This is a genomic window from Rathayibacter sp. PhB1 (genome assembly GCF_004362935.1).
GTDB classification, from domain to species: domain Bacteria; phylum Actinomycetota; class Actinomycetes; order Actinomycetales; family Microbacteriaceae; genus Rathayibacter; species Rathayibacter festucae.
On sequence record NZ_SNYD01000004.1, the window covers coordinates 190,021 to 215,343 of the forward strand.

The window sequence follows — 25,323 nt, forward strand, 5'->3', positions numbered from 1 at the left end:
CCTTGCTACCGTTGACTCCCGTGCTCGTAAGGGGAAGGAGCACCGCATGGACGCAGTGACTCAGTACGCCTGGATCCTCTGGATCGCCCTCATCCTGATCTTCGTGATCGTCGAGATGATCACTCTCGAGTTCACCTTCCTGATGCTCGCGGTCGGCAGCATCGGCGGCCTCGCGACCGGACTGGTCGGCGCCCCGTTCTGGGTGCAGGTCCCGGTCGCCGCGGTCCTCGCCGTGCTGCTGCTCTTCCTGGTCAGGCCCCCGCTGCTGCGGCTGCTCAAGCGCGGCGGCGATCCGACGCCGACCGGAGCCGACGCGCTGCTCGGCCTCACCGGCAGCGTCGTCATCGCCGGGCCCGGCCCCGGCCAGGTGAAGCTCGTCAACGGCGAGACGTGGACGCTCAAGCTGTCCCCGCTCGTCGAATCCCGTCCGCTCGGTCTCGGCGAACGTGTCGTCGTCACCGCCATCGAGGGCGCGACCGCGGTCGTCGTCCCCGCCGAAAGGAGCTCCTCGTGAACACCGCAGCAGTCGTGACCACGGTGATCATCGCGGTCATCGTGCTCTTCGCCCTGGTGGTGCTGTTCAAGGCCATCCGCATCGTCCCGCAGGCCACAGCCGGGGTCGTCGAGCGCCTGGGCAAGTACCACCGCACCCTCCTCCCGGGCCTCAACCTGGTGATCCCGTTCATCGACCGGGTCCGCCCGTCCGTCGATCTGCGCGAGCAGGTCGTCTCCTTCCCGCCGCAGCCCGTCATCACCGAGGACAACCTGGTCGTCTCGATCGACACGGTCGTCTACTTCCAGGTGACCGACGCCCGGGCCGCGACCTACGAGATCGCCAACTACCTCGGTGCCGTCGAGCAGCTCACCACCACCACGCTCCGCAACGTGGTCGGCGGGCTCAACCTCGAGGAGGCGCTGACCTCCCGCGACAACATCAACGGCCAGCTGCGCATCGTCCTCGACGAGGCCACCGGCAAGTGGGGCATCCGCGTCGGACGCGTCGAGCTCAAGGCGATCGACCCGCCGATCTCCATCCAGGACTCGATGGAGAAGCAGATGCGCGCCGAGCGCGACCGCCGCGCGGTGATCCTCACCGCCGAGGGCACCAAGCAGTCGCAGATCCTGAACGCCGAGGGACACCGCCAGGCGGCGATCCTCGCGGCCGAGGGTGACGCCAAGGCCGCGGTGCTCCGCGCCGAGGGTGAGGCGAAGGCCATCACCACCGTCTTCTCCGCCATCCACGAGGGCCGCCCGGACAACGAGCTGCTCGCCTACGAGTACCTGCAGATGCTGCCCAAGATCGCCGAGGGCAGCGCCAACAAGCTCTGGATCGTGCCGAGCGAGCTCACGGAGGCGCTCAAGGGCATGGGCCAGGCGTTCGGCAAGAACTCCCCGACCCGTCCGAAGCGCGAGCAGGACGGCTCGGGAATGACTCCCCCGGCCCCGTCCTTCTAGGACGCCTGTACCATGACGACCTCGCGGCCGCCGTTCCTCTCGGGACGGCGGCCGCGGGTCATCGCCCACCGCGGCTTCGCGCCGGGCGGTGAGGGGAACACGCTGGAGTCCTTCGAGCGCGCCCTCGCCGCGGGCGCGGACCTGCTCGAGACCGACGTCCGCGCCTCGCTCGACGGCGTCGCGGTGCTCGTGCACGACGAGGAGGTCGCGGACGAGCGCGGTGTCCGCCATCGGATCGAGACCACCCGCTGGGAGGAGCTGGCCGATCTCGTCCTGCCCTCCGGGGAGAGGCTGCTCCCCCTCGCCGAGGCGCTCCGCCTGCTCCCGCACGCCCGCTTCAACATCGACGTCAAGGCGAGGACGGCCGTCGTCCCGGTGGTCGAGGCGGTCCGCGCCGCGGGTGCGCGGGACCGCGTGCTGATCACCTCCTTCTCGGAGTCGCGGCGCCGCGCGGCCGTGCGACGGCTCCCGGGGGTCGCGACCTCCGCCTCCGCTCCCCGCTTCGTCGCCGCCCTCGTCGGCGCGCACCTCGGGTCTCCGGCCCTCGTCCGGCGGGCGCTCCGCGGCATCGACGCCCTCCAGGTCCCCGAGCGCGCAGCCGGACTGCAGGTCACCGCGCCCCGGATCCTCGCCCGGCTGCGCACCACCGGCGCCGAGATCCACCTCTGGACGATCAACGATCCCCGACGGATGCGCGCCCTCCTCGACCTCGGCGTCGACGGCCTCGTGACCGACCGGACCGACCTCGCCCGCCTCGCCGTGGACGGGATTCCGGACCGCGGCGACGACTGCCCGGAGCGCACCGGAAAAGCCCCGCTCACCTGACGATCCTCTGGCAAACGGGGGCCTCTCCGGACCACCCCCAGGTCCGCGGTCGACACTTGTCGGAGCACAGCGAGAGGAGACCACACAATGGCAGATCGAAGCTTGCGCGGGATGAGGCTCGGCTCACAGAGCCTGCAGAGCGAAGAAGGCGTCGTCTTCTCACCGCGATCGACGTTCACGTACCACTGCTCGGATTGCGGCCACGACACTGACATGGTGTTCTCGGCCGACGCCGAAGCGCCCGAGACCTGGGAGTGCCGCAACTGCGGCCACGAGGCCGTGCTGCTGGTGGATTCGAAGCCCGTCGTCGTCGACCGGGGCGAGCAGAAGGCACCGCGCACCCACTGGGACATGCTGCTGGAGCGCCGCACCCGTGCGGAACTCGAGGAGCTGCTCGAGGAGCGCCTCGCCTACCTCCGCGCCCGTCGCGGAGAGCACAAGATCGGCGCTTAGCGCCCCAGGGTCCTGCTCGGCCGGCGTCCTCGCCGGCCGGCGGACCCTTCTTCGTGCCCGGACGCGGTTCGCGCGCTAGCGCCGACGCCGCGGCGTGCGCGTCCGCAGCACGAACGACACCAGCCCGATCAGGCTCGCGGCGAGGAAGTACCAGCCGAGGTTGCGCGCCCAGACCAGCGCCGGGGTCGTGACCGAGGCGAGCGGCACCTCGTCCACCATCGCACCCGGCTCGAACCACTCCAGCGAGTCGAGCGTCGAGCCGTCCGGCGCGATGATCGCGCTCGTGCCGACCGTCGAGATGTTGACCACGCTGCGGCCCGTCTCGATCGCCCGCAGCCGCGCGATCGCCAGCTGCTGGACGCTCTCGTCCGTCCGCCCGAAGTCGGCGTTGTTGGTCTGCGCGAGCACCAGCTGTGCCCCGCCGTCGACCATGGCGTTGGTCAGCGAGTCGTCCGAGATGTCGAAGCAGATCGCGATGCCCGCCAGGATCCCGTTGATGTCGAAGACGTTCGAGCGGGTGCCGATCGAGTAGTCGCGGCTGACCAGGTCCACGAGGTCGGGCGCGAACATCCGCCAGAAGGCGCGGTCCGGCATGTACTCGGCGAACGGCACCGGGTGCACCTTGTCGTAGATCTGGGTCGCGCCCGCCCCCGCCTTCCAGAGCAGCGAGCTGTTGTAGAAGACGTCGTCGGAGGGGTTCGTGATCGTCCCGACGATGAAGGGCGCGTCCATCCGGCTGCTGAGGTAGTCGAGGACGGCGGCGGACTGCGCGTTCCGCGTCGGGTCGACGTCGACGCCGTTCTCCGGCCAGACCACCATGTCGACGTCCTCGTCGATGATCGGCAGCGTCGCGGAGGTGTGGTCCTCGAGGATCTGCCCGCGGTAGCTCTGCGAGAACAGTCCCGCGTCGGAGTCGCCCTGCACCGCGGCGATCCGCGTCGTCCCCTCGGTCGGCGCGGGCCAGGCCGGGAAGACGAGCGCGACGATCGAGAAGCCGGCGACGACGGCCGTGCGGCCCGAGGCCGGCACCGAGGTCGTCCGCACCGCCTGCGCCAGCGTCGCCGCGAGGAACGCCACCACGAAGCTCAGGCCCGAGAAGCCGACCCAGGCCGCCAGATCGGCGAGCGGGCCCATCGACTGCGAGAGCGCGAGCCGCCCCCAGGCGAACCCGCCGTACGGCCACTGGATCGTGATCGTCTCGCGGCCCACCCAGAGCGCGGCGACCAGCGCGGGCAGCCCGATCATCCGGCCGAGCGGCCCGGTCCAGACCCGCTGCCCCCGCATCAGCAGCATCGCCGTCAGGCCGGAGGAGAGCGCGAAGAAGATCGCCTGCAGCCCGGCCAGCGCCGCCCACGGCACGAGGCCGAGGTAGAGCGTCAGCCACTGGATGTGCACACCCCAGAAGACCGCACCGCCGACCAGGCCCACCAGCGCACCGCTCCAGAAGCCGCGGCCGGCCAGCGCGAACAGGATCGCAGCGGTGCCGACGATCGCGAGCGGCCAGACGTCGGAGTCGGGGAAGCCGCGGTCGAGGGTCGCCCCGCCGAGGGCCGCGAGCGGGATCGCCAGCCACAGCGGTGCCGTGCGCCCGGTGGGCGCCGAGATCACCGCCCTCATGCGACCGTCGAGTAGGCGACGATGCCGTGCCGGACGAGCTCGAGCGCGGCGCGCGCGGCGCGCCCGACCTTGCCCTCCGCGACGAGCGAGAGCTGGTCGAGCAGGTCGATCGTCTGCTTCGCCCAGCGGACGAAGTCGCCGGCGGCCATGTCGGACTCGCGGAGGACCGCGTCGAGCGGCATCCCGCGCGCCCACATGTTCATCGGCAGCGCCAGGCTGGTGGAGATCGGGTTGCTGCCCGGGAGCCGGTGGTCGCGCTCGACGTCGTCGAGCTTCGCCCACAGCAGCTGCGTCTTCTCGAGCGCCTCGGGGAAGGTGCCGCGCGGGAGGTGCTTCTCGCCGAGGGTGCCCTCCTCGCGGCGGGGCTCGAAGACCAGGCAGCACGCCATCGCGGCGAGACCGGCCGGGTCGAGCTCGGTCCAAGCCTGCTTGCGCAGGCACTCGGCCACGAGCAGGTCGCGGTCGCCGTAGATGCGCTTGAGCGTCCGGCCGTTCGGGGTGAGGGACAGCTCGCCGGCCTCGTCGAGCCGGAAGTAGCCGAGCTCCCTCAGCACGTCCGTGATCCGGTCGAAGATGCGGGCGACGGCGCCGGTGCGCGAGCGGATCTGCCGCTCGATCTCGTCGGTCTCCTTGCGCAGCTTCCACCAGCGCTCCGCCCAGCGGGCGTGCTGCTCGCGATCCGAGCAGGCGTGACAGGGGTGCGCCTTCATCCGGCGGCGCAGATCGCTGAGCTGCCCCTGCCGCTTCTCGCGCTCGCTGTGCGACGCGGACTCGCCGCGGACGGCGCCGCGGCGCTCCAGCTCGCCGATCTCGCGGCGGATCGCGGCGTACTGCTCGAAGTCGCCGAGGTGGCACTGCATCGCGGTGACGTAGCCCTCGAGCGACGACTCCTGCTGCCGGACCCGGCGTGCCAGGTCGACGACGGAGCGGTCCGCCTGGAACTGCGCGAACGAGGACTCGAGGATCTCGCGCGTGCGCGCCCGGCCGAACTGGTCGATCAGGTTGGCCGCCATGTTGTAGCTGGGGCGGAAGGAGGAGTTGAGCGGGTAGGTGCGGCGCGAGGCGAGCGAAGCGACGGCCTGCGGGTTCATCCCGCCGCGCCACTGGATCACCGAGTGGCCCTCGACGTCGATCCCGCGGCGGCCGGCGCGACCGGTCAGCTGGGTGTACTCGCCCGGCGTGATCGGCACCCGGGACTCGCCGTTGAACTTCTCGAGCTTCTCGAGCACGACGGTGCGGGCGGGCATGTTGATGCCGAGCGCGAGCGTCTCGGTGGCGAAGACCACGCGGACCAGGCGGCGGAGGAACAGCTCCTCGACGACCTCCTTGAACGCGGGCAGCATGCCGGCGTGGTGCGCGGCGACGCCGCGCTGCAGCCCGTCGAGCCACTCCCAGTAGCCGAGGACCGCGAGGTCCTCGTCGCGGATCGTCCGGCAGCGCTCCTCGACGATCGCGCGGATCTCGTCGCGCTCGTGCCGCTCGGTGAGCCGGACGCCCGAGCGCAGCACCTGGCGGACGGCCTGGTCGCAGCCGTTCCGGCTGAAGACGAAGAAGATGGCCGGCAGCAGGTTCTTGCCGCGCAGGATCTCGACCACCTCGGAGCGCGGGACGAGGTCCTCGGTGCGCGTCTCGTGGAAGCGACCGCCGCCGCCACCCCGGCCGCGACCGGAGCCGCGACCGCCGCGCTCGACGCGGGTGCCGCCCTGCGCGAGGCGCGCGAGCTCGGGATTCACGCGGTTGGTCGCCGCGCGCCCGGACGAGTCGAAGAGGTCGAGCAGCTTGCCGCCGACGAGGACGTGCTGGTCGAGCGGCACCGGCCGCTCCTCCGAGACGATGACCTCGGTCTCGCCGCGGACGGTCTGCAGCCAGTCGCCGAACTCCTCGGCGTTCGACACGGTCGCGCTGAGCGACACCAGCCGGACCGACTGCGGGAGGTGGATGATGACCTCCTCCCACACCGCGCCGCGGAAGCGGTCGGCGAGGTAGTGCACCTCGTCCATCACGACGTAGGCGAGGTCGCGGAGCAGGTCGGAGTCCGCATAGAGCATGTTGCGGAGCACCTCGGTCGTCATCACGACGATCCGGGCGCGCGCATTGACGTTCGAGTCGCCGGTGAGCAGGCCGACCTCGGACGCTCCGTAGTCCTCGACGAACTCCTGGAACTTCTGGTTGCTGAGCGCCTTCATCGGCGTCGTGTAGAAGACCTTGGCGTTCGGGTCCTGCATCGCCAGGTGGATGGCGAATTCGGCCACTGCCGTCTTGCCGGCGCCGGTCGGTGCGGCGACGAGGACGCTCCGCCCGTCGTCGAGCGCGCTGCAGGCCTCGTACTGGAAGGGGTCGAGGTCGAACGCGAGGGTCGAGCGGAACGCCTCGACCCTCGCGTGGCCCTGTCGTGTGCGGAACGCCGCGAAGCGCTCGGCGGGAGTGGCGCCGGTCACGCCGGCAGGTCGGAGGGGCTGCCGTCGAAGACGATCTGCCGCTTGGCGACGCGCCTGTCGTGCAGGAGCGCGATGCCGCAGGCGGCGAAGAACAGGATCGTGATCGGGATCGCCAGCAGGAACATCGAGATCGGGTCCGCCGCCGGGGTGGCGATGGCCGTGAAGAGCACGATCACCATGATGGCGACGCGCCACGACTTGATCATCAGCGAGCCGGGCAGGATGCCGACGAAGTTCAGCAGCACCAGGAAGACCGGCAGCACGAAGGCGATGCCGACGACCAGCACGAGCTTGAGCACGAAGTCGTAGTACGTCTTCGCGCTCAGCACGCTCGCCGCGTCCGAGCCGGTGAAGCTCGTCAGCAGCTCGACGATGTGCGGGAAGACGAACCAGCCCGAGGCGCACCCCGCGAAGAACAGCGGGATCGCGGTGAGGATGAAGCCCAGGCCGTAGCGGACCTCCTTGCCGGTCAGACCGGGGACGAGGAACGCCCAGATCTGGAACAGCCAGACCGGGCTCGCGATCACGATGCCGATGGTCATCGCGATCTGGAGCTTGAGGTCGAACGCGCCGGTGATCGTCTCGAAGTTGAGCACCGCGGTCTTGTTCTGATCGCGGGCGACCTCGGCGATCGGGGCCTTGAGGGCCTCGAGCACCCAGTCCGAGAGGAACCAGCCGGCGACGCAGCAGACCGCGATCGCGATCGCCGCGATGAAGAGCCGGTTGCGAAGCTCGATCAGGTGGGACCCGAGGGACATGCGTCCCTCGGGGTTCTTCCCCGCTCGCTTCGTCCGTGGCTTCTTCGCTGCCACGGAGGTCATTACTTGAGCGGGGACTCGGGCGGCAGCGTCGTGCCGGTGCCGGTGGTCGTACCCGTGGCGGTGGTCGAGCCCGAAGCCGTGGTCGAGTCCGTCGCGTCCTTGCGCTCGGTCCCGTCCTCGTCCTTCATGGTCTTGACCTCGCTCTTGAAGATGCGCATCGACTGCCCGACGCTGCGCGCGAGCTGAGGAAGCTTGGGCGCACCGAAGAGGAGGAGGATGACGGCGAGGATGATGAGGAGGTGCCACCCCTGGAGGCCAGCGAACATTGCAGTCTCACTTCACTTGTCGGTTGCGGTGTACCAGGAGCCTACCCCGTTCGACCCGGAGTGACCGGCGATCCTCGGTCCTCTCCCGGCGGGCGTCCCGGCGGGACTCGTGACCGCGGCGGACCTCGTCGCGATCGGCGAAGAGCGAGGACGGCGGCCGGGTCGACGCCTCGGCGGGCTCCGGCACCTGCAGGGCGTCGAGCTTCGCGGTGATCTCCTCCAGCTGGCCGAGCAGCAGCCGGCCCTTCCGCCAGTAGGACAGCCCGAACAGCACGAGCACCGCCAGGGCGGCGATCGCGAGGGCGAGCCAGATCAGGATCCAGGACCACCAGGTCACGGGGTCTCCTCTCCGTTGGCCGTCAGCGCGGCGCGGGTCCACTCGGCGACGGCGGTGCGCGCCGCCTCGGGGGCGACGACGGTCACGAGCCCGGGCAGCGAGGCGACCAGGCGGGTGAGACCGGCGAGGTGCGCGACGCGGATCCGGACGAGCACTCCCGCGCCCTCGTCTCCGGCGGGAACCGACGGGAACTCGGCGTCCGCGGCGTAGTCGCCCAGCAGCGCGACCGAGCCCGGGGCGACCCGGAGGTCGATCAGGAGGTCGGAGGCGGACGCCTCGAACAGCCGGTCGGGCAGCGTGACCTCGTTGCGGCGGCGGACGATCGGCGTCCCGGTGTCGGTGAGCGCGCGCATCCGGTCCACGCGGAAGGTGCGGACGCCCTCGCGGAGGTGGTCCCAGCCGCGCAGGTACCAGTCGCGGTCGACCGACTCCAGCAGGAACGGGTCGACGAGCCGCGACTCCGTCTCGCCGCGGGCGCTGCGGTAATCGAAGGCGAGCTGCGTGCCGCTCGCGAGCGAGGTGCGGATCGTGGCGAGCGAGGCGTCGGCGCCGACGCCCCGGGCGACCGCGACGGCGGTCGGTGCCGAGGAGGCGCCGCGGGCGAGCTTGCCCATCAGCGAGGCGATGCGGTCGTTGCCCTGGTTCTCGGGCAGGGCGGCCAGGTACTGCATCCCGGCGATGAGCGCCGCGGCCTCGCGCGCCGAGAAGCGCGGCGAGTCGTCGATGGCGACCTGCTGGGTGAGGACGATGTGGTCGTTCTCCTCGAAGTCGTCCCAGCTGATGTCGAAGAGGTCGTTGGACTGGTACTGCGAGGTCTCGCCGGGGATGCCGGAGACGGCGATCAGGCGGACGGCGCGGCGGACCTCCTCCTCGGCGATCTCGAAGTGCGCGGCGACCTCGGACACGCTCACCCGGCCGCGGTCGAGGAGGTACGGGACGAGCGACAGCAGGACGGCGAGGCGGTCCCGCGCCTGGAGCGAGCGGGGCCTAGCCACGGGCGGCTCCCCCGTGCTCGGTGGCGGCGTGGTCGCCGGAGGAGTGGTCGCTGAAGGTGCGGCGCAGGCGGTCGACGACCTTGCGGCGCAGCGGCTCCGGCTCGAGGACGACGACCTCGGGTCCGTAGCCGGCGAGCTCGTCCGCGAGGACGTCGGCGTCGGTGAAGTGCAGGCGCAGCAGGTCCGCGCCCTCCCCCGCCGCCTCGGCGCGCACGCCGAGCCGGAGTGCCGCGTCGGAGTCGGGCGCGACCTGGAGGAGGGCGGTGCTGCGGGCGAGGATCTCGTCGAGCTGGGCGAGGGCGGTGGCGGCGTGGTCGCCCGGCTCGGCCGGGGCGGTGCGACCGGTGGTCGCGACGGGTCCGACGATGCGGGAGAGGAGGAAGGTGCGGGTGCCCTCGGCGGTCTCGTCCCAGCCGTGCAGGTGCCAGCGGCCCTGGTGGTTGACGAGCGCGCGCGGCCGGACGGTGCGCGTCCGCGGCTCGTCGCCGCCGGGCTTGAGGTAGGGGAAGCGGACGACCTGCCCGCGGTCGAGCGCCGCGTTGAGCGGCTCGAAGGAGGCCTCGCGCACCCGGATCGAGGGGCTGATGCCGATCACCGGGTCGACCGAGTCGACGCCGAGCGAGCGCAGCTTGATCAGGGCGCGGCGCGACTCCGCGGAGAGCGTGCCCTCGCGCCAGACCGCGCCGGCGAGGCGCAGCAGCGCCATCTCCTCCTGGTCGAAGGAGAGGTCGGCGGGGAGGTCGTAGCTGCGCTTGGCGATCCGGTAGCGGACCGTCTGGGTGTTGCCCGGGTCGCCGGGCGCGTCGACCGTCTCGATCGGGATGCCGAGCTCGCGCAGATCGTCCTTGTCGCGCTCGAACTGCCGCTCGAGAGAGGCGCGGTCTCCCGGGTCGGACCGCTGCCGATAGCCCTGCACCGTGGAGAGCACGTCGGCCTTCGTCAGCCCGTTCTCGGCAGCCACGAGCGCCAGCACCAGGTTGAACAGACGCTCCTCGGCCGGGATGCGGCTCGAGGTCGAAGCGTCGGCGGGCACGCCCTCCAGTCTAGGGCCGGGCCCCGCCGCCGCCGACGTGCCCATACATGCCTTGCGGACTGGCGGGCTGCCCGCGCGCAAGCATGCTGGTCGAGCAGCCCCGCGGGGGCGTATCGAGACCCACGCCCTCAGTCCTGACAGCGCCGGATCTCGATACGCCCGCTCCGCGGGCTACTCGATCAGCAGAGGAGAGCCACACCCCGACCATGCTGGTCGAGCAGCCCCGCAGGGGCGTATCGAGACCTCACGCCCTCAGCCCTGACAGCGCCGGATCTCGATACGCCCGCTCCGCGGGCTACTCGATCAGCGGAGGAGAGCCACACCCCGACCACGCTGGTCGAGCAGCCCCGCAGGGGCGTATCGAGACCCCACGCCCTCAGCCCTGACAGCGCCGGATCTCGATACGCCCGCTCCGCGGGCTACTCGATCAGCAGAGGAGAGCCACACCCCGACCATGCTGGTCGAGTAGCCCCGCAGGGGCGTATCGAGACCCCGCCTCCGTCAGAAGGCCGCGCCTGCAGGCCCGGCTCCGGGTAGAAGGGGATCTCGATGGGCCCCCACAGCGGGCTGCCCGATCAGCGAGGACTGAGCAGCGCGCTCAGTCGATCGCGAGGACGTCGGCGACGAAGACGAGCGTGGAGTCGGCGGCGATCTGGCCGCCCTGCGGCGGGTTGTCGCCGTAGCCCTCGTCGGGCGGGATGATCGCGATGACCTGGGAGCCGACCGGCTGGCCGATCAGGGCCTTCGCGAAGCCGGCGATGACGCCGCCCTGGCCCTCGGTCGCGACGAAGGTCGCCGGGGCGCCCTTCTGCCAGCTGGAGTCGAAGATCTTGCCGTCGGCCCAGATCCAGCCGGTGTACTGCACGACGACGGTGTCGCCGTCCTCGACGACGGCGCCGTCGCCCTTCTTGAGCTGGGCGATCTCGAGCGTCGTGGGCGCATCGCCCGAGGGCTTGGCCAGACCGGGGACGCCGTCGGGGTCCAGCGTCACGGCGGGGAAGCCGTTCGGCACGGGCTGGGCCTCGCCGTTCGCGCGGGCGAGGGAGGCCTTCTCGATGTCCGCGACGAGCACGAGGGTGTCGTCGGCCGAGATGCCGAGCTGGGCGGAGGAGTCGCCGAAGCCGTCCTCCGGGGCGATCGCGATCGCGACGCGTGAGCCGACCTGGCTGCAGAGCAGACCCTGGTTGAGGCCGACGAGCCCGGCGCCGCCCACCGTGAAGGTGGCCGTGCTCGCTCCGTCGTAGGGCGAGGCCTCGAGGACCGAGCCGTCGGCGCCGTTGACCAGCGTGTAGTCGATCGTGACGAGCTGGCCCTTCTCGAGCGGGTCGCCGGAGCCCTCGATCAGCGTGCTGACCTGGGTGCCGTCCGCCTTCAGCGGCGAGGGCACCGTCACGTCGGGCTGCTCGCCGAAGTCGCCGGTCGCCTTCACGGCCGACGACGAGGCGCCGGACGAGTAGGGGGCGTCGCAGTCGGCCTTCGACGAGGACGCGGAGCATCCGGTCAGGGCGGCGACGATGCCGATGCCGGCGATGAGCGCGGTGGTCCTGCGCACGGGTCCTCGTTTCACGAAGTGGGAGTGGTGGGGCCCGAGTGCGAGACGATCGGGACGGCGGATCGGTCCGGGGACCGGAAAGCCGGGATCAGCTTAGACGATGCCCTCGTCGTCGCCGGAGCCGGGCGCGGCACCGCCGTCGCCGTCCGCGTCGGCCTCGCCGAAGCCCCGCGCCCGCGACAGCTCGGCGCTGGTGGCCGACTCCCGCACCCGCTTGCGCAGGCTCTTCGGGCTGACGGCCCGCTCCCCGAGCGCGCCGGGAGTCCAGGCCTCGACGTCCTCGTCGCTGAAGTCCGTCTTGGACGGGCGGCGCTTGAGCTCCGGCAGGACCGCACCCGGCGCGAGGCGACGGGCGGTGATCAGGAAGCCGGTGTGGCCGATCATCCGGTGGTCGGGGCGGACGGCGAGACCCTCGACGTGCCAGCCGCGGACCATGGTCTCGTTCGACGCCGGGTTGGTGAACAGGCCCGAGGCCCGGATACCCTCCGCGACGCGCGAGAGCTGGGTGACGGTCGCGACGTAGCAGAGCAGGACGCCGCCGGGCGTGAGCGCGTCGGCGGCGACGTCGAGGCACTCCCAGGGCGCGAGCATGTCGAGGACGACGCGGTCGGCCTCGCCGGGGGCGACGGCGCCGGGCAGCTCCTCGACGAGGTCGCCGACGGTGACGCTCCAGTTGTCGGGCGTGTAGCCGAGGAAGGCCTCGATGTTGGCGCGGGCCACATCCGCGAACTCCTCGCGGCGCTCGAAGGAGGAGAGCCGGCCGCCCGGGCCGATCGCGCGCAGCAGCCAGAGCGAGAGCGCCCCGGAGCCGACGCCGGCCTCGACGACGCGGGCGCCGGGGAAGACGTCCGCGAGCGCGAGGATCTGCGCGGCGTCCTTCGGGTAGACGATCGCCGCTCCGCGCGGCATCGACATCACGAAGTCGGCGAGCAGCGGGCGGAGGGCGAGGTGCTCGACGCCGACGGTGTTGACGACGACGGAGCCGTCGGGCAGCCCGATGACCGTGTCGTGCTCGATCCCGCCGCGGTGGGTGTGGAAGACCTTGCCCGGGACGAGGGTGATGGTGTTCATCCGCCCCTTCGGCCCGGTCAGCTGCACGCGGTCGCCCGCGCGGAAGGGTCCGGAATGCTGCAGTGCCTCACCGGTCATCGGCGGGCCTCCGTCTCGGTCGTGAGCGCGCGGGAGCGGTGCTCGGAGGACACCAGCGCGAGGTCCGCGACGGTTCGGCCCGCGAGGGTGGGCCAGAGGGAATAGGGGGCGTCGGCGTCGAGCTCGAGCTGGTGCGGCACGCCGATCGCCGCAGCGCCCGAGGCGACCGCGGAGGCGAGACCGGCGTGGGAGTCCTCGATGGCGACGCAGGCGTCCACCTCGACGCCCAGGGTGCGCGCGGCGAGGAGGTAGGCCTCGGGGTGCGGCTTGCTCTGCTCGACCATGTCGCCGCTGACGACGGTGGCGAAGGCGGGGAACGGGAGGCGGTCGACGACGGCGTACGCCATCCGGCCGATCGACATCGTGACGAGCGCCTGCGGCACGCCCGCCTCGCGGACGGCGGCGAGCAGCTCGAGCGCGCCGGGGCGCCACGGGATGCTCTCGGCGAGCTGCGCGACGACCTCGTCGGTCATCCGGTCGATGATCGCCTCGATGGAGAGGTCGACGCCCTTGCCCTGCAGGATGCGGGCGGAGGCGGGGAGACCGGAGCCGACCAGGCTCATCGCGTCCTCGTGCGTCCAGACGCCGCCGAAGGAGGCGACCAGCGCGTGCTCGGACGCCATCCAGTAGGGCTCCGTGTCGACGAGCGTGCCGTCCATGTCCCACAGGACCGCGGCGGGGGCGCCCTCCGGGAGCGGGGGCTGCGGCCGGGACACGGGGAGGGAGGTGTCGGAAGTCACGAGCGACCATCGTACCGGCAGCCCCGATCGGGCCGACCGTACGCGCACAGCGGAAAGACGCGGGCCGGACGGAGGGGTCCGGGGCCGGGTCCTATCCTTGACGAACGGGTTCCGCGCACGCAGCGCTCCCCGGACATCGAGCCGAACACGGAGACCTCGCCTATGAACGTGATCAAGGGGAACGTCCTCGTCGTCGCCTTCGAGGGCTGGAACGACGCGGGCGACGCGGCCAGCGGAGCGGTGCGCCTGGTGAAGGACGCGGGCGAGTTCGTGCCCCTCTTCTCGGTGGACGCCGAGCAGTACTACGACTTCCAGTACACCCGCCCGATGCTCTCGATCGGCGAGGACGGCCGCCGCAGCCTCTCCTGGCCCGGCACCCAGATCTTCGGCCAGGCCGACACCTCGGTGGACGCGGAGAGCGCCCTCTACGTGATGATCGGCACCGAGCCCTCGCGCAGCTGGAAGAGCTTCGCGTCGGAGGTCGTCGACGCCATGCTCGCGATCGACATCTCCGCCGTCGTCTTCCTCGGCGCGATGCTCGCCGACGTGCCGCACACCCGGCCGATCTCGCTCTTCGCCTCGAGCGAGAACGCGGAGATGCGCGCCCAGTTCGAGCTCGAGCGCTCCACCTACGAGGGGCCGGTCGGCATCCTCAGCGTCATCGGCGAGGCCGCGCAGAAGGTCGGCATCCCGGCCGTCTCGCTCTGGGCCTCCGTGCCGCACTACGTGCACAACGCGCCGTCGCCCAAGGCGATGCTCGCGCTCCTCGAGAAGCTCGAGGAGGTCGTCGGACTGGCGATCCCCCGCGGCGATCTGGTCGAGGAGGCCGGCGAGTGGGAGCGCGGCATCGACGCCCTCGCCCTCGACGACGAGGAGATGGCGGCCTACATCGCCCAGCTCGAGCAGGCGCGAGACACCGTCGACTCCCCCGAGGCGAGCGGCGAGGCCATCGCCCAGGAGTTCGAGCGCTACCTCCGCCGCCGCGGCGACGGCCGCTCCGGCGAGGAGCCCTGGCGCCCGTAGCCGTTCGGCGGCCCGGTCTCGATACGCCGCCTGCGGCGGCTACTCGACCAGCATGGGTGGCACGGATCCGCTTCATGCTGATCGAGCAGCCCGCGCAGCGGGCGTATCGAGATCCACCGTCTCCTGTAGGCCGGGTCTCGATACGCCGCCTGCGGCGGCTACTCGACCAGCATGGGTGGCACGGATCCGCTTCATACTGATCGAGTAGCCCGCGCAGCGGGCGTATCGAGATCCACCGTCTCCCGCAGGCCGGGTCTCGATACGCCGCCTGCGGCGGCTACTCGACCAGCATGGGTGGCACTACAGCCCGCGCAGCGGGTCCGCATCATGCTGATCGAGCAGCCCCCACAGCGGATCCTCTTCATGCTGATCGACTAGCCCGCGCAGCGGGCGTATCGAGATCCGGCGCCGCCCGCAGGCCGGCCGCAGGCTCAGCCCAGGCGGACGCCGAGCAGCGCGTCGATCGCGTCGCGCAGGAGCTCGGGGTCGTCGACGCCGTCCGCCGTCGCCGCGTCGAGCACCGCGAGGGCGCCCGGGGTGTCGAGGTCCACCGCGAGCACGGCGCGCAGGCGCTCGAGCACGTCCGCGGCCGACGCCGGCCCGCTCGTGGCGAGCGACGCCTCCCACCGCACGAGGCGCTCCTCGGCGGCGGGCAGGTCCTCGGGCAGCCACTCCCAGTCGGAGCGGTAGTGGTGCGCCAGCAGCGCCAGGCGGATCGCGCGCGGATCCGTCCCCTGCGCCCGCAGCCGCGACACGAGGACGAGGTTGCCGAGCGACTTGCTCATCTTCTCGCCCTGATACGCCACCATGCCGGCGTGCGCGTAGGCCCGGGCGAGCGGACGGCCCGACAGCGACGCCGCGTGCGCCGCGCTGAACTCGTGGTGCGGGAAGACCAGGTCGCTCCCGCCGCCCTGCAGCGTGAACTCCGGGCCGAGGCGGTCGAGCGCGATCACCGAGCACTCGATGTGCCAGCCCGGGCGGCCGCGGCCGACGGCGGCGTCCCAGGCGGGCTCGCCGTCGCGCTCGGCGCGCCAGAGCAGCGGGTCGAGCGGGTCGCGCTTGCCGGCGCGGTCGGGGTCTCCCCCGCGCTGCGCGAAGAGGTCCGCCATCGTCGCGGCGTCGAGGTTGCTCTCGCTGCCCAGGCGCCAGACGTCGCTCTCGCCGGCGGCGATGTCGTAGTAGAGGTCCTCGCCACCGTCGACGGCGGCCTCGGGAGTGGCGACGCGGTAGGCGATGCCGGCGCTCTCGAGGCGGGCGACCGCCTCCGCGATCGGCGCGATCGTCTCGGTGACCCCGTCGTAGTGGTCCGGCGGCAGGATCCGCAGCGCGGTCATGTCGCCGCGGAACAGCTCGACCTGCTCCTCGGCGAGGTCGCGCCAGTCGACTCCGTCCCGCGTCGCCCGCTCGAGCAGCGGGTCGTCGACGTCGGTCACGTTCTGCGCGTAGAGCACCGAGTACCCCGCGTCTCGCCAGAGCCGCTGCACCGTGTCGAAGGCGAGGTAGGTCGAGGCGTGGCCGAGGTGCGTCGCGTCGTACGGCGTGATGCCGCAGACGTAGAGGCGCGCGGTGCCGTCCGCGGCGACGAGCTCGACGGGCGCGCCCGTGGCGGTGTCGTGCACGGCGGGCACGGGTCCGCGACCGGGCAGGGCCGGGACGACCGGCGCGTTCCAGGTGCGCATCTACGCGGCGAGGAGGCCCGTGCTCAGCGCGACCATGAGGACGACGCCGAGGACGATGCGGTAGATCACGAACGGCAGGAAGCTGCGGCGCGAGATGTAGCTCATGAAGAAGGCGATCACGACGAAGCCGACGACGAAGGCCACGATCGTCGCGACGAGGGTCTCGAGCCCGCCGACCTGGATCTGGTTGGGCAGGATCTCGGGGTCGCTGATGCTCTTGTACAGCTGGTAGAGCCCGCTGCCGAACACCGCGGGGATCGCGAGCAGGAAGGAGTAGCGCGCGGCCGCCTTCCGCTCGTAGCCCATGAAGAGGCCGGCAGTGATCGTGCCGCCGGAGCGCGAGACGCCGGGGACGAGGGCGAGCGCCTGCGCGCCACCGAAGATGAGGCCGTCGCGGCCGTTCAGGTCGCGCAGCCGGCGCTTCTTCGCGCCCACGGCGTCGGCGACGCCGAGCAGGATGCCGAAGACGATGAGCGTGGTGGCGACGACCCAGAGCGAGCGGAGAGTGGTCTCGATCTGGTCCTGGAAGAGCAGGCCGAGCACGATGATCGGGAGGCTGCCGATGATGATCAGCCAGCCCATCCGAGCGTTCGCGTCGGTGCGCGGGACCTTGCCGACCAGCGAGCGGCACCAGCTCGACACGATCTTCACGATGTCGCGCCAGAAGTAGATGATGACCGCGGTCTCGGTGCCCAGCTGCGTGATGGCGGTGAACGCCGCGCCGGTGTCCTTGCCGTCCAGTCCGGGGAGCAGCTCGCTCACGATCCGGAGGTGGGCGCTGGAGGAGATGGGGAGGAATTCCGTCAGACCCTGGACGAGTCCGAGGATCAGCGCTTCGAGCAGGCCCATGCGTCACTTTCGAGGAGGGCTGGGGCGTCGTCGGCCAGCAGGCGGTCGGTGGTGGTCGTCGATCTGACCATCAGGATCGCAGGAGGAGATCGGTCAGGACCTTCCTGCCAAACACTAGTGCGTCGAGCGGAACCCGCTCATCGACCCCGTGGAACAGCGCCGGGAAGTCGAGCGAGCCCGGCAGCTGCAACGGCGCGAAGCCGTAGCCGGTGATGCCGATCGTCGAGAGAGCCTTGTTGTCGGTGCCCCCGGACAGGAGGTACGGCAGCACCTCCGCCTCGGGGTCGAAGCGGCGGAGGGAGGCCGCCATGCTCTCCACGAGCGGGCCGGCGAAAGGCACCTCGAGTCCGATGTCGCGGTGCTGGACCATGATCTCGACGTGCTCGCCCGCGAGGACCTTCAGGCGCTCGAGGACGGCGTCCTCCTCGCCGGGGAGCACGCGGACGTCGATGGTCGCCTCCGCGGTGTCCGGGATGACGTTGGCCTTGTAGCCGGCGGAGAGCATCGACGGGTTCGCCGTGGTGCGCAGCGTCGCCGCGATGAAGCGCGAGGCGGTGCCGGTGGCGAGCGCGAGCTCCTCCGGGGTGCTGCGCTGCGGGTCGTGGCCGAGGATGCGGGCGACCTCGCCGAGCAGCTCGCGGGTGGTGTCGGTGAGGCGGGTGGGCCACTCCTCGCTGCCGATGCGGGCGATGGCCTGGGCGAGGCGGGTGACCGCGTTCTCGCCGTTGATCTGCGAGCCGTGGCCGGCCGTGCCGCGGGCGCGCAGCGTCAGCCAGAGCAGGGCCTTCTCGCCGGTCTGCACGAGGTAGGCGCGCTTGCCGCCGAGCTCGATCGAGTAGCCGCCGACCTCGCTGATCGCCTCCGTCGCGCCGGCGAACAGCTCGGGGCGGGTCTTGACGAGGTGGCCGGAGCCGCGGACGCCGCCCGCCTCCTCGTCGGCGAAGAAGGCGATGACGAGGTCGCGGGAGGGCTTCCGGCCACTGCCGAGGATGTCGCCGAGGGAGGCGAGGATCATCGCGTCCATGTTCTTCATGTCGACCGCGCCGCGGCCCCAGAGCATGCCGTCCTTGATGACGCCGCCGAACGGGTCGACGCTCCAGTTGTCCGCGATGGCCGGGACGACGTCGAGGTGCCCGTGCACGACGAGAGCGCCGCGCTCGCGGTCCTCCCCCGCGACCCGGGCGACGACACTGGTGCGGCCTGGATCGGAGTCGATCAGCTCGGGCTCGAGGCCGAGATCGCGCAGACGGGCGGCCACGTACTCGGCGGCCTCGCGCTCGGGCTCGGCCTTCCCGTCGCCGTAGTTGCTGGTGTCGAAGCGGATGAGGTCCCGCGCGATGATCGCGGTCTCGTCGAGGTCCGACTCGGAGGGGGCGGCGGCGCTGTCGGAGGACGTCATGCCCCCACGCTAGCGGGCGGGCTCGCGGCACCCCGCTCCCCCGGTGTCATCCGAGGCGTTCGAACCGTGCTAATGTCTTCTTCGGCCGCGGAAACGCAGGCCGGAAACAACACTCGTCCGGGTGGCGGAAATGGCAGACGCGCTAGCTTGAGGTGCTAGTGCCCGTATAGGGCGTGGGGGTTCAAGTCCCCCCTCGGACACCGGCAGAACCCCTCGATCTCATGGAGATCGGGGGGTTCTTCTCGTTGGCGGCGGCGGTCCTTTCAGCCGCGACCGCGAGAGCTGCGGTCAGAGGTCGAGAAGGCCCCGCCCACGCTCGGAACGGCACCGATCTGCCCGGTTCACGCGCTCGCCTCGAGCAGCGCCGATCGCTCCTCGTCGGGGATCAGTCCGGCGAGCGGTGACACGGAGCGCAGGTCGTGGGCGTGCTCCGTCTCCACGAGCAGGGCCTCGATCTGGGTGGAGAGCGGACTGCGGAGCAGCTCTGCCCACTCGTCCAGCCACTGGTGCGCATCCCCGCGGACCTTGCCTCGCAGCTGCTCGAGCCGCGCTTCCGCCCGAGGACGGAAGTCCGGAGAGCGGTCGAGGAGCTCCAGCGCGGCGCGGTGGAGCTGGACGGAGCGAGTGGTCTCGCGACGCAGTGACCGATCACGGTCGCGGCGATCCGCCTCGACCTCGGCCACGACCTCCGCATGGGAGGGGAGGGCGCGCCTCAGGAGACGGCGCGCGGCAAGTGCCGTCGTCCGGTCGGTCCGTCGCGCGAGCGCGGCGATGCTCAGCCCGATCGGCACCGATCCCTCGCTGACGAACGACCACCGCTCCTCGGGGACGTGATGCAGGATCACGGACGTCGATGACGGGCCGGCTGCGGCGACCTCTTCTCGGAGCTGAGCCTTCAGCCGGGTGGAGACGAGCAGCTCGAGGCGGCTGACGTCGCGCGAGCCCGCTCGGGTGTCCGATGCTCCGACGGGGAGAAGCTCCCGCTCCCCCCGCAGCTGCTCGACGAGTTCCGTGGGAAGCTCCAGCGACTCCGGCGGCAGAAGCTCCGCGGTCCATGAGCGCGTCACCGCCACGGGATCCTCCGCGCTCTCGAGTCGCTGGATCATCCGGGCGATGCGACTCCGCTCGGACCTCGTCAGGGCCGGGTCCACCGCGCCCGAGAGCGCGGCGACGAGTCCCCACGCCATCCGGTCGCCGAGCGGGCGAGACACGCGCGGCGATGAGACGTCCTGATCACCCCTGATGACATGCACGCCCCCGACCTTCTCCGCCTGGATGCGCCCCTCCGCGATGAGCTGACGGATGCGCGCCGCACTGACGCCGCGCTCCCGCGCGACATCGGCGACGGACTTCAGCTCCTGCTCGATCATGAGAAGAAGTCTATCGATGCTGCAAGGGATGTGCACCGCTCGATCTCGTGGCCACCAGTGCGGCGAAGACCATCGAGGGTCCGTTCCCTTGACCTAGGACAGCCTCGCTCCTAGGCTCTCGCCGGGTGAGAAACCGAATGAAACAGTTTCCTTATGGGGAGCATGGTCTCACCTCTCACCCGGCGTCGTGCCGGACACCTCGATCGAACGGACGCGACATGACGACCACCTCCTTCACCGCCGGCTGGATCGTCCGGGCGCCGCGCGGGCCGTTCGCCGCCGTGCAGGGCGGGTTCGACGACTCCGTCGCGGTGACGCTGCCGCACGACGCGCTCCGGGATGCCGAGCGCTCGCCGGAGGCGGTGTCCAAAGGCGGTGCGGCCTACTACCCGGGCGGTGCCTACAGCTACGTCAGGACCTTCGACGTGCCGGCCGACTGGGCGGGCAGGGTCGTCCGCCTCGAGGTGCAGGGTGCCTACCGGCACGCGATGGTCTTCCTCAACGACGAGTTCGCGGGGAACCGCGCCGACGGCTTCGCGCGCTTCTTCGTGGAGCTGACCCCGTTCCTCCGCTTCGGCGAGACGAACACGCTGCGGATCGAGGTGCGCTCGGGGCAGGACTCGCGCTGGTACGCCGGCGCCGGGCTGCACCGGCCGGTGCTGCTGCACGTGGACGAGCCCGTGCACATCGAGCCGGACGGCGTGCGGATCACGACCGTGCGCGTGGAGGACGACCAGGCCGTCGTCGAGGTCGCGACGAGCATCGTCAACCGCGGCCTCACGACGTCGTCGCTCACGGTGGCGACCGAGCTCACCGGGCCGGCCGGCGACGTCGTGGAGAGCGCGACGACCCCGGTCACCGTCGCCCCCGGCCGCACCGCCCTCGTGCGCCAGCGCCTCTACGTGCAGGAGCCCGCCCTCTGGAGCGTCGACTCCCCCGCCCTGCACAGCGCCCGCACGAGCATCGGGGTCGGCGACGACGTCGTCACCGTGCACGGCATCCGCACCGTCACCGTCGACCCGAGGAAGGGGCTGCGGATCAACGGCGAGACCGTGCTGCTGCGCGGCGCGTGCATCCACAGCGACAACGGCGTCCTGGGCGCCGCCTCGATCGCCCGCGCGGAGGAGCGCCGGATCCAGCTGCTCAAGGAGGCCGGCTTCAATGCGATCCGCATGGCGCACAACCCCGCCTCGCCGTCGATGCTCGACGCCTGCGACCGCCTCGGCATGCTCGTGATGGACGAGGCCTTCGACATGTGGGTCCGCGGCAAGACCCACCACGACCACTCGCTCGACTTCGCGCAGTGGTGGCGGGCCGACCTGGAGTCGCTGGTCGCGAAGGACTACAACCACCCCAGCGTGATCCTCTACTCGATCGGCAACGAGATCGTCGAGGTCGGCACCCCGCACGGCGCGGTGCTGGCGCGCGATCTCGCCGAGCACGTGCGCTCGCTCGACCCCACGCGGCCCGTCACCAACGGCGTGAACCCGACGCTGGCGGTGCTCGACGAGCTCGACAGCATCCTGGCCTCGGAGCAGGGGCTGAACGAGCTGATGGGCGAGGCCGGCGCCGGGATGATGGCGGCGATCGGCTCCTCCGACGCCGTCACCCGCCGCACGGCGGAGTCGAGCGCGGCGGTCGACGTGCTCGGACTGAACTACGCCGACGGGCGCTACGAGAGCGACGCGGAGCTGTTCCCGCAGCGCGTGATCGTCGGGTCCGAGACGTTCCCCTCGCAGATCGGCGAGCTGTGGCCGAAGGTGCTGGCGAACCCGAACGTGATCGGCGACTTCACCTGGACCGGCTGGGACTACCTCGGCGAGGTCGGCATCGGCGCCACCTCCTACGCGGAGGACACGGCCGCGAACGGGGCGCTGGAGCGCGAGTACCCGTATCTGACGGCGTGGTGCGGCGACCTCGACATCACCGGCTGGCGGCGGCCCGCCTCCTACTACCGCGAGATCGTCTTCGGACTGCGCTCGGACCCGGCGATCGCGGTCGTCCGGCCGGAGCGGCACGGGCAGACGGTGACGATGCAGTCGCCGTGGGCGTGGAGCGACTCGGTCGACTCGTGGACCTGGCCCGGCTTCGAGGGCTCCCCCGTCACCGTCGAGGTGGCGGCGGACGCGGACGAGGTGGCGCTGCTGCTCGACGGGGTCGAGGTCGGGCGCGCGGCCGTCGGGGCGGTGCGGCCGATGCTGGCGTCGATCGAGACGGTGTACCGGCCCGGCACGCTGACGGCGGTGGCCTACCGGTCCGGGAGCGAGACGGGGCGCAGCTCGCTCGTGTCCGCGTCAGGACCGGCGGTGCTGACCGCGACGGCGGACCGGACGTCGCTGCGCGCGGACGACACGGACCTCGCGTATGTGGCGATCGAGCTGCGCGGCGCGGCGGGAGTGCTGTTCACCGGGGCCGACCGCGTCGTCTCCGTCGGCGTCGAGGGCGTGGGCGTGCTCGCGGGCTTCGGGAGCGGGGCGCCGGCGACCACCGAGCGCTTCGACGCCGCGTCGCGGACGACGTTCGACGGCCGAGCGCTCGCCGTGGTGCGTCCGACCGGCGCGGGGCCGATCACGGTGCTCGTCTCGTCGGACGGACTCGACGACGTCCGCATCGAGCTCTCCGCGAGCTGACGATCGACAGCGCAGCCTCTCCCCTTCCGCGGGCGGCGCATCTCCTGCTGATCGAGTAGCCCGCGCAGCGGGCGTCTCGAGATCCACCGTCCTGCAAAGCGCGGGTCTCGATACGCCCCTGCGGGGCTACTCGACCAGCATGTCTGCGGGCATCACTGGGAAGTTGATCCACCAGCCGCGGACGAGGAGCCTGCAGACCGACCTCCTGACGACGGCGGGTCTCGATACGCCCCTCCGGGGCTACTCGACCAGCATTGGAGGGGTGCAGCCAGACCCGGAGCGCATCCAGTCATCCGTACACAGGGGGACGCGCCCCATGCTGATCGAGTAGCCCGTGGAGCGGGCGTATCGAGATCCACTCTCACCGGAAACGGAGTGTGCAGACCCTCCGTTCTGCAAAGCGTGGGTCTCGATACGCCCCTCCGGGGCTACTCGACCAGCATGGGTGAGCAGCCCGACGGGGACGGTGTCAGGCGGCGAGGACTCCGGCGGGCGACCAGCCGAGGGCCGGGGCGATGGACTCGGCGACGGTCTGCAGGAGGCGTGCGTTGTACTCGACGCCGAGCTGGTTGGGGACGGTGAGCAGGAGGGTGTCGGCCTCCTGGACGGCGACGTCGGCGGCGAGCTCCTCGGCGAGGCGGTCGGGCTCGCCGGTGTAGCTGCGGCCGAAGCGGGCGCGGACGCCCTCGAGGGAGGCGACCTGGTCGCGCTCGCCACGGCCGCCGAAGTAGAGGCGGTCCAGGTCGGTCGTGATCGGCAGGACGCTGCGCGACACGGAGACGCGCGGGGTCCGCTCCCAGCCGGCCTCCGCCCAGGCGGCGCGGTACTCGCGGATCTGGCGGGCCTGCAGCTCGTCGAAGGGGATGCCCTCCTCCTCGAGCAGGAGGGTGGAGGACTGCAGGTTCATGCCCTGATCGGCCGCCCAGCGCGCGGTCGCGAAGCTGCCCGCACCCCACCAGATGCGGTCCTCGAGGCCCGGCGAGCGCGGCTCGATCGCGAGCGGGCTCGACATCCCGGTGCGCGCGGGGTCGGTCTCGGCGACGGCGGCGCCCGAGAGCGCCTCGCGGAAGAGCTGCACCTTGCGGCGGGCGAGGTCGGCGTCGGAAGTGCCCTCCGAGGGGACGTACCCGAACGCCTCGGAGCCGCGGAGCGCCGTCTCCGGCGATCCCCGGCTCACGCCGAGCTCGAGCCTGCCGCCGGAGATGAGGTCGGTCGCAGCCGCCTCCTCCGCCATGTAGAGCGGGTTCTCGTAGCGCATGTCGATGACGCCGGTGCCGATCTCGATCCGCCGGGTGCGCGCGGCGATCGCGGCGAGGAGCGGGAACGGCGACGCCAGCTGCGGCGCGAAGTGGTGCACGCGGACGTAGGCGCCGTCGATGCCGATCTCCTCGGCCGCCTCCGCGAGCTCGATCGTCTGCAGGAGCACGTCGCGCGCGGTGTGCGTCAGCGACCCCTCGACGGACTGGTAGTGGCCGAAGGAGAGGAAGCCGATGCGCGAGACCATGCCTGCTCCAGCGTCGGACGCGTCCCGGCTATTCCCGGCGGCGAGCGCCGAGCGCCGACCGCTCCGCTCAGCTCGCCTCGAAGTCGGCGGAGACCGAGGCCGAGACCTCGATGTCCTCGGGCTTGAGCGCGAGCTCCTCCTGGCCCTTGAAGGCCATCGCGCGGCTCATCACGGCCGAGCCGCCCTCGATCCGGGTGTGCGGGCGGAGCCCGGGTTCGAAGAGGGTGAGCACCCGGGGCTCGCCCAGGCCGAGGGCGGACGCGTAGGCGGCGGCGCGCTCGCGGGCGTCGCGGACGGCGGCCACCCTCACCTCGCGCTCGGCACTCGCGCGCCGGGCGGCGGTGACGTCCCAGTCGACCCCGGCGACGGTGATGCCGGGGGCCTCCGAGACGGAGGCGACCCAGCGCCCGAGGGCGTCGAAGTCGCGGTACTTCACCCGGATGCTCGCGGCGGCGACGTGGAACGGCTCGGTGACGTCGGAGTCCTTGAGGTACCGCTGGATGGTCGAGACCGAGACCTGGTCGGCCGACCACCAGGTCGCCGCGCCGGAGGCCTGCTCGGCGCGGGCCTCCTCGCGCACGCGAGCGTGGAGGGCGGTCACCTCGTTCAGCGCCTGGGAGCGCGAGCGCGACTCGCGGCGGATCTCGAGGCGGACGGTGCCGCGCTCGGCCGGGTGGAAGTGCTGGGCGATCCCGGCGACGGTGATGGTGACCATGGCCTCATCGTGCCCCATCGGGCTGCGTCGGAGGTGCGGACCCGGGGATCGGAGCTGCGGACCGGGAGGTCAGCGGTGCAGGCCCAGAGCGCCGCGGAGGCGGTCGGCGAGCGAGAGCTCGATCGTGAGGTTGCTGAGGAGCTGGTCGCGGTGGGCGCCGCGCGCGGGCGGGACGACGGTGCCGGTGCGCGGGTCGGTGCCGCCGCGCAGGGCGCGCTCGCAGTCGGCGATCGTCTTCTCGATCAGCTCGAGGCGACGGGCCAGCCGGTCCGACTGGTAGTGCTCCCGCGAGATGGGGCCGTCGAAGGGGTGGCGGGTGGTGGGGGTCGTGAGGGTCGCGGTGGCGATTGCTGCTGCACTCATGCTGATCCGATCCGTCGGGGCGCGTAGTGGGCGCCGTTCGTGTGGGAGACAGACCAGCACGGGAGGCGATGCTCGCCACGATCGATGACGTGATGCGCACAGTGCTGGCA

At 71.7% G+C, this 25,323-nt stretch carries 23 protein-coding genes and 1 tRNA gene; 7 read left to right on the forward strand and 17 right to left on the reverse strand.

From position 1 onward, the window contains the following. Nucleotides 1-46 precede the first annotated feature (46 nt). The 4 genes from EDF17_RS11350 to EDF17_RS11365 all read left to right on the forward strand — a co-directional run bounded on the left by EDF17_RS11350 (nt 47) and on the right by EDF17_RS11365 (nt 2,733). Nucleotides 47-514 (forward strand): NfeD family protein, encoded by a 468-nt coding sequence (locus EDF17_RS11350; protein ID WP_123446339.1) that lies wholly within the window; start codon nt 47-49, stop codon nt 512-514. Further along, a complete protein-coding gene (locus tag EDF17_RS11355) occupies nt 511-1,455 on the forward strand; it encodes an SPFH domain-containing protein (RefSeq protein WP_123446338.1) in 945 nt (314 codons plus the stop codon). The genes EDF17_RS11350 and EDF17_RS11355 overlap by 4 nt, the downstream gene beginning before the upstream one ends. Nucleotides 1,456-1,467: 12 nt before the next feature. Beyond that, nucleotides 1,468-2,280 carry a glycerophosphodiester phosphodiesterase family protein gene (locus EDF17_RS11360; RefSeq protein WP_123446337.1) on the forward strand — a complete coding sequence of 271 codons (813 nt, stop codon included), beginning with the start codon at nt 1,468-1,470 and terminating at the stop codon, nt 2,278-2,280. 87 nt (nt 2,281-2,367) lie between these two features. Further along, nucleotides 2,368-2,733, forward strand: a complete 366-nt coding sequence (locus EDF17_RS11365) for an RNA polymerase-binding protein RbpA (RefSeq protein WP_123446336.1) — start codon at nt 2,368-2,370, stop codon at nt 2,731-2,733. 75 nt (nt 2,734-2,808) lie between these two features. Here the strand turns inward: EDF17_RS11365 and lnt are convergent, their stop codons facing one another. From lnt to EDF17_RS11415, 10 genes are all read right to left on the reverse strand, one after another. Then, entirely contained in the window at nt 2,809-4,341 is a 1,533-nt protein-coding gene (gene lnt / locus EDF17_RS11370) for an apolipoprotein N-acyltransferase (RefSeq protein WP_166649659.1), read from the reverse strand. Nucleotides 4,342-4,346: 5 nt separating this feature from the next. Next, nucleotides 4,347-6,788 (reverse strand): DEAD/DEAH box helicase, encoded by a 2,442-nt coding sequence (locus EDF17_RS11375; protein ID WP_123446334.1) that lies wholly within the window; start codon nt 6,786-6,788, stop codon nt 4,347-4,349. Continuing rightward, complete coding sequence (gene tatC, locus EDF17_RS11380; protein ID WP_123446333.1) at nt 6,785-7,546, reverse strand: twin-arginine translocase subunit TatC; 762 nt, start codon at nt 7,544-7,546, stop codon at nt 6,785-6,787. Before tatC ends, EDF17_RS11375 begins: the two co-directional genes overlap by 4 nt. Nucleotides 7,547-7,608: 62 nt before the next feature. Further along, the gene (tatA, locus tag EDF17_RS11385; RefSeq protein ID WP_123446332.1) at nt 7,609-7,875 is read right to left on the reverse strand and encodes a Sec-independent protein translocase subunit TatA; all 267 of its coding nucleotides are present in this window, start codon (nt 7,873-7,875) and stop codon (nt 7,609-7,611) included. 7 nt (nt 7,876-7,882) lie between these two features. After that, nucleotides 7,883-8,212 (reverse strand): hypothetical protein, encoded by a 330-nt coding sequence (locus tag EDF17_RS11390; protein WP_123446331.1) that lies wholly within the window; start codon nt 8,210-8,212, stop codon nt 7,883-7,885. Further along, the gene (locus EDF17_RS11395; protein ID WP_123446330.1) at nt 8,209-9,207 is read right to left on the reverse strand and encodes a WYL domain-containing protein; all 999 of its coding nucleotides are present in this window, start codon (nt 9,205-9,207) and stop codon (nt 8,209-8,211) included. The genes EDF17_RS11390 and EDF17_RS11395 overlap by 4 nt, the downstream gene beginning before the upstream one ends. Beyond that, nucleotides 9,200-10,240, reverse strand: coding sequence for a WYL domain-containing protein (locus EDF17_RS11400; RefSeq protein WP_243732871.1), 1,041 nt, complete (start codon nt 10,238-10,240; stop codon nt 9,200-9,202). The genes EDF17_RS11395 and EDF17_RS11400 overlap by 8 nt, the downstream gene beginning before the upstream one ends. A gap of 598 nt (nt 10,241-10,838) precedes the next feature. Continuing rightward, nucleotides 10,839-11,792, reverse strand: a complete 954-nt coding sequence (locus tag EDF17_RS11405) for an FKBP-type peptidyl-prolyl cis-trans isomerase (RefSeq protein ID WP_133672036.1) — start codon at nt 11,790-11,792, stop codon at nt 10,839-10,841. A gap of 93 nt (nt 11,793-11,885) precedes the next feature. Then, a complete protein-coding gene (locus tag EDF17_RS11410; protein ID WP_123446327.1) occupies nt 11,886-12,941 on the reverse strand; it encodes a tRNA (adenine-N1)-methyltransferase in 1,056 nt (351 codons plus the stop codon). Further along, nucleotides 12,938-13,681, reverse strand: coding sequence for an HAD family phosphatase (locus EDF17_RS11415; protein ID WP_260300686.1), 744 nt, complete (start codon nt 13,679-13,681; stop codon nt 12,938-12,940). Before EDF17_RS11415 ends, EDF17_RS11410 begins: the two co-directional genes overlap by 4 nt. Before the next feature lie 162 nt (nt 13,682-13,843). On the opposite strand from EDF17_RS11415, the gene EDF17_RS11420 reads away from it, so the two are divergent. Continuing rightward, on the forward strand, nt 13,844-14,704 hold the full coding sequence (locus EDF17_RS11420) for a PAC2 family protein (RefSeq protein ID WP_123446326.1): 861 nt from the start codon (nt 13,844-13,846) through the stop codon (nt 14,702-14,704). A gap of 431 nt (nt 14,705-15,135) precedes the next feature. Here EDF17_RS11420 and mshC read toward each other — a convergent pair whose 3' ends face one another. From mshC to EDF17_RS11435, 3 genes are all read right to left on the reverse strand, one after another. Further along, a complete protein-coding gene (mshC, locus tag EDF17_RS11425; RefSeq protein ID WP_123446325.1) occupies nt 15,136-16,383 on the reverse strand; it encodes a cysteine--1-D-myo-inosityl 2-amino-2-deoxy-alpha-D-glucopyranoside ligase in 1,248 nt (415 codons plus the stop codon). Next, a complete protein-coding gene (locus tag EDF17_RS11430) occupies nt 16,384-17,232 on the reverse strand; it encodes an undecaprenyl-diphosphate phosphatase (RefSeq protein ID WP_123446324.1) in 849 nt (282 codons plus the stop codon). A gap of 70 nt (nt 17,233-17,302) precedes the next feature. Then, nucleotides 17,303-18,631: a M20/M25/M40 family metallo-hydrolase gene (locus tag EDF17_RS11435; protein WP_123446323.1), complete on the reverse strand. Its 1,329-nt coding sequence runs from the start codon at nt 18,629-18,631 to the stop codon at nt 17,303-17,305. Nucleotides 18,632-18,746: 115 nt separating this feature from the next. Between EDF17_RS11435 and EDF17_RS11440 the strand changes: the two genes are divergently transcribed. After that, nucleotides 18,747-18,831 (forward strand) — tRNA-Leu (locus EDF17_RS11440). A 141-nt stretch (nt 18,832-18,972) separates the two neighbouring features. On the opposite strand, the gene EDF17_RS11445 is transcribed toward EDF17_RS11440, so the two are convergent. Continuing rightward, nucleotides 18,973-20,001, reverse strand: coding sequence for a hypothetical protein (locus EDF17_RS11445; protein ID WP_133672038.1), 1,029 nt, complete (start codon nt 19,999-20,001; stop codon nt 18,973-18,975). Between the two features lie 218 nt (nt 20,002-20,219). Between EDF17_RS11445 and EDF17_RS11450 the strand changes: the two genes are divergently transcribed. Beyond that, nucleotides 20,220-22,631, forward strand: coding sequence for a glycoside hydrolase family 2 TIM barrel-domain containing protein (locus EDF17_RS11450; protein WP_123446321.1), 2,412 nt, complete (start codon nt 20,220-20,222; stop codon nt 22,629-22,631). Between the two features lie 469 nt (nt 22,632-23,100). On the opposite strand, the gene EDF17_RS11455 is transcribed toward EDF17_RS11450, so the two are convergent. The 3 genes from EDF17_RS11455 to EDF17_RS11465 all read right to left on the reverse strand — a co-directional run bounded on the left by EDF17_RS11455 (nt 23,101) and on the right by EDF17_RS11465 (nt 25,213). Next, entirely contained in the window at nt 23,101-24,135 is a 1,035-nt protein-coding gene (locus tag EDF17_RS11455) for an LLM class flavin-dependent oxidoreductase (protein ID WP_123446319.1), read from the reverse strand. Nucleotides 24,136-24,202: 67 nt separating this feature from the next. Then, the gene (locus EDF17_RS11460; protein ID WP_159422599.1) at nt 24,203-24,850 is read right to left on the reverse strand and encodes an SIMPL domain-containing protein; all 648 of its coding nucleotides are present in this window, start codon (nt 24,848-24,850) and stop codon (nt 24,203-24,205) included. Nucleotides 24,851-24,919: 69 nt separating this feature from the next. Next, entirely contained in the window at nt 24,920-25,213 is a 294-nt protein-coding gene (locus tag EDF17_RS11465; RefSeq protein WP_123446317.1) for a hypothetical protein, read from the reverse strand. Between the last annotated feature and the right edge of the window lie 110 nt (nt 25,214-25,323).